Source organism: Sulfitobacter sp. (genome assembly GCF_041552635.1).
Classification (GTDB): Bacteria; Pseudomonadota; Alphaproteobacteria; order Rhodobacterales; family Rhodobacteraceae; genus Sulfitobacter.
In genome coordinates this window covers 1-4,036 of sequence record NZ_JBFEKM010000255.1, presented here as the reverse complement: position 1 = coordinate 4,036, position 4,036 = coordinate 1, and the positions used below count along the sequence as shown (strand labels likewise).

At 54.8% G+C, this 4,036-nt stretch carries 5 protein-coding genes; 4 read left to right on the top strand and 1 reads right to left on the bottom strand.

Annotated features, from left to right (window positions below; genetic code table 11):
• The 4 genes from ABYT07_RS19520 to ABYT07_RS19505 all read left to right on the top strand — a co-directional run.
• Positions 1-146, top strand: a 146-nt coding sequence (locus ABYT07_RS19520) for a phosphatidylglycerophosphatase A (RefSeq protein WP_372993685.1), incomplete at its 5' end; no start/stop codon positions are given.
• Positions 133-606 (top strand): CinA family protein, encoded by a 474-nt coding sequence (locus tag ABYT07_RS19515; RefSeq protein ID WP_372993684.1) that lies wholly within the window; start codon positions 133-135, stop codon positions 604-606. The genes ABYT07_RS19520 and ABYT07_RS19515, both read left to right, overlap by 14 nt.
• Positions 607-768: 162 nt before the next feature.
• Entirely contained in the window at positions 769-1,950 is a 1,182-nt protein-coding gene (locus ABYT07_RS19510; RefSeq protein ID WP_372993683.1) for an ammonium transporter, read from the top strand.
• 338 nt (positions 1,951-2,288) lie between these two features.
• The gene (locus tag ABYT07_RS19505) at positions 2,289-3,215 is read left to right on the top strand and encodes a hypothetical protein (protein WP_372993682.1); all 927 of its coding nucleotides are present in this window, start codon (positions 2,289-2,291) and stop codon (positions 3,213-3,215) included.
• A 190-nt stretch (positions 3,216-3,405) separates the two neighbouring features.
• On the opposite strand, the gene ABYT07_RS19500 is transcribed toward ABYT07_RS19505, so the two are convergent.
• Positions 3,406-4,036 (bottom strand): TetR/AcrR family transcriptional regulator (locus tag ABYT07_RS19500; protein ID WP_372993681.1); only part of this gene is annotated, 631 nt, incomplete at its 5' end.

Below are 4,036 nucleotides of genomic sequence, written 5' to 3'. Positions count from 1 at the left end.
TGTTCGACATCTGGAAACCGCTGCTGGTGGGCTGGGCTGACCGGCGCGGTGATGCGTTGGGTGTGATGCTGGACGATGTGATTGCCGGAATCTTTGCGCTGATCTGCGTGATCGCATTGGCGGGTCTGTATCATGGCCTTCTCTGAGGCGGCGACATTGTTGGAACGGGCGATTGGGCGCGGCGTGATGTTTACCTGCGCAGAAAGCTGCACGGGCGGCATGGTTGCGGCGGCCTTGACCGACTTGCCCGGATCATCCGCGATGTTCGACCGGGGGGTTGTGACCTATACCAACGCCGCCAAGATCGACCTGCTGGGGGTTTCCCCCGCAACACTGGACCAATTCGGGGCCGTATCCGAAGACGTCGCCCGCGAAATGGCGCAAGGGGCCTTGGCACGTTCGATGGCGCAGGTTGCAGTATCGATCACCGGGATAGCGGGCCCAGGCGGGTCCGAACATAAACCCGAAGGGCGCGTTTGCTTTGGGCTGGCAACCCGCGACGGCGTGACGGTCGAAACATGCGACTTTGGCGCTATAGGGCGCGATCTGGTTGGGATTTCAGCGCGGGATCATGCGCTGTCACTGCTTTTGCAGGCGGTTTCATAAACGCATAAGTTTGATGCAAAAGGCAGTGCAAAGCGCCTAAATAGCAGTCACATCGCAAACCGCCTCAAAAATAATCGCCTGCGCCCGAATTTTGTCTTTTATATACGGTCTGCATCCGCTTCACCCCCAGATACATAAAATACTTTGGGGGGACATCACATAATGAATGCTGCAGATACAGCCTGGATCATGACCGCAACGGCCTTGGTCTTGTTCATGACATTGCCGGGGCTTGCCCTGTTTTACGGCGGCCTCGTGCGCGGCCGCAACGTGCTGAGCGTGTTCATGCATTGCTATGCCATCGCCTGTCTGATGAGCGTGCTTTGGTTCCTGTTCGGTTATTCCATCGCTTTCGGCTCTGGCACCTCGGGGCTTTGGGGCGGTCTGGACAAGCTCGGCTTGAACGGCGTCACCATCGAAAGCCTGTCCGGTACCCTGCCCGAAATCCTGTTCTTTGCCTTCCAAATGACATTTGCCATCATCACACCGGCGCTGATCGTCGGAGCCTATGTTGAGCGTGTCGGATTTGGTTTTGTCATGTTGTTTTCGGGGCTGTGGATGCTGATCTGCTATGCGCCGGTTGTGCATTGGGTCTGGGGCGGCGGTTTTCTGGCCGATGGCGGTATCTTTGGCGACACGGGCGTGCGCGATTTCGCGGGCGGCATTGTGGTGCATGAAACCGCGGGTCTTGCGGCGTTGATCATCGCGTTCTTTTTGGGGCCACGCAAAAACAGCCACACACCACCGCATAACCCCGGTTTTGTCATGATCGGGGCGGCGATGCTGTGGGTCGGTTGGTTCGGCTTTAACGGCGGGTCGCAACTGGCGGCTGACGGTGGCGCGGCCATGGCGATCACGGTCACGCATATCTCGGCGGCGACGGCATCGCTGTCTTGGGCGCTGTGGGAACGGATCAAGTTTGGCAAATCGTCGATGGTCGGTATCGTGACGGGCACAATCGCCGGCTTGGCATCGATCACCCCCGCGTCAGGTTTCGTCGGCCCCTGGGAGGCGCTGATCATCGGGGCCGTCGCAGGCGTCCTGTGCCAAGAAGCCGTCGTGCTGATCCGCAACAAGGCCAAGATCGACGATACGCTGGATGTCTTTGCCGTACACGGTGTCGGCGGTATTTTCGGCACGATCATGATCGCAGCTTTTGGCGCGGGCACCTGGGCTGCGCAGCTGGGATCGCTGGCGATTGTCGGTGTCTATACGACCGTCGTGACCGTCGCATTGGTGTTCATCTGCAAAGCGATCACGCCCCTGCGCGTGTCCGAGGAAGACGAGACAACCGGCCTTGATCTGGCCGTACATGGCGAACGCGCCTACGAGCTGACCAGCTAAGCCAGCTGATCTTTAGAGACACGAGCAAAATGCCCCCGCATAAATTTGCGGGGGCATTTTTTTTGATCGCTTTTTTGCGACTACTGGCGGCGGGTCTTGTGAAAAGGGACAATGCTGTCCGGTGCAAATTTCGATAAATTCACACCATTCGATATTGCCTATAGGCTGACGCAATTTTTGCGAAAAATGCAATTCGAATCAGTTCCTAAGGGAAGAAGATCAACAGTTATCTAAAAGGCATACAGCCACTAGACTTGTGTTTTTTAGGATTATGAAATTATATGTCTTTCAATCAAAAGCATCGCCAGTCCGCCGAAGTCACAAGGCCACCGTCCCTCATGCAAACCGAATTAGGCTACCGTTCAATCAGTTACTTTTTCGTCATGGACGGTGAGGGGTTTGAAGCGCCAGCAATTTTATTGGCACAATCCTTGCGCAACGCATTGGGCGATGACCCAAAGCTTATCGCCTACGTCCCCGAAGATAAGATTGAGACAATTCAGCGTGTGACACGGCGGATGCTAACCGTGCTGAATGTTGAGATTTGCGCCCTAAATACTGAAAATGTGCAATGGGACCCAGCGTACCCGCATGGTAACAAAATATTGGCATCCTGCGCACGGCGATCAACCGATTTATCAGTGTTTTTGGACACTGATATTGTTTGTTTATCGAACATGAAGTTTGATAGCGTCACAGCAAATACGTCAGTGTTTGCCGTTCCCGAGGGCGTGCCGACATGGGGGCGGAAAGATGAAACTTGGCACCCTGTCTATGAGATGTTTGACTTGGACATCCCTGAAGAACGGGTGAAGCTTGTCAAAGGCCGACAACGCATCGTCTTGCCGTATTTTAATGCCGGTTTTGTTGGGTTTAGGGAACATGGCAACGAGAACGGGCAACGATTTCCAGACTTATGGTTAGAAACAGCCAAAGCCATTGATGCCAACCCAAAGATCGAAGGAAAGCGACCTTGGCTTGATCAGATCGCCTTGCCGGTTGCCGCAGCAAGGATGGGCGGCAAGATTGAAGTTCTGGAGAATACTTATAATTTCTCGCCCTACCGGTTGAAGGGCGACGAGGACATATCGGATGTTAAACTTATGCATTACCGAATGGGCGCACATTTCCGGAAATATGAGGCATGTCGTCGTGTTACTGAAATAGCGTTGGAACAATGCCCCGATCGGCTTCGCGCAAGGTTAAGGAACAAGCTTGAGCTTTTCCTGCGCGGCGTGGATCTTCCTGCGCATTTAGCAAATTAGAAACTGCCTTTATCGAGGGACGACCAAAGTGTCCTGTCGCCTCAAACGGGGCAGTCTAACGAAAAACGGGCAAAACATGCATTCAAGCCGCACTTCTGCTGTGTAAATCGCTTCTATCTGAAAAAATCGCGGCATGTCCCGGCACGCTGAATAGGTTGATAGATTTGCGGGGGCTTTTTTTAGGCCAACATCACCCAAGCAGTTTTACCAGCATACGGGTCGCCCTTTCGGATCGTTCTTGGCAAAAGGCATCATCCGGCGGGGGCAATACCCCGATCACCCGTCTGATTTGCAGGTCTCCGACCAACAGGTCCAGATACAGCGCAACGGCTTGATCGCTAAGCTCAAAGGAAAGCTGACCCGCCGCCTTGGCCCGTTCAAGCACCTGAACCAAAAGCGGTGCTACGGATTCCCGCCCGGCTTGCGACAACGCCTGCCCCAAGGCTCCAGTTGGGTCAGCCGCAGCAGCGCGGTTCAGCGCAATGGCGCGTGGTCCAAGCAGCAGCGAAAGCAAACGTGGGCCCAGTAACCCGAGAATACCAAGGGCGTCACGCTGTGCGTCAAGCTCCTCCTCCAACAGGCTTTTCACCTCGTCGGCATTGCGAGCAACCAGTGCTTTGAACAGGCCCTGCTTATCGCCGTACCAATTATACAGCGTCTCGTTTGACGCTTTGGCCAGGCGCGCGATGCCTTGCATGGACGTTCCGGCAAAGCCCTTTTGTTCAAGCAATTTATATGCCGCGACTTCGATCTGTTCTTGGCGGTGGGTTCTGGTTTCGGCACGCATCACGACTTCCTGAGTTGTTGACAGGTACCGTAAC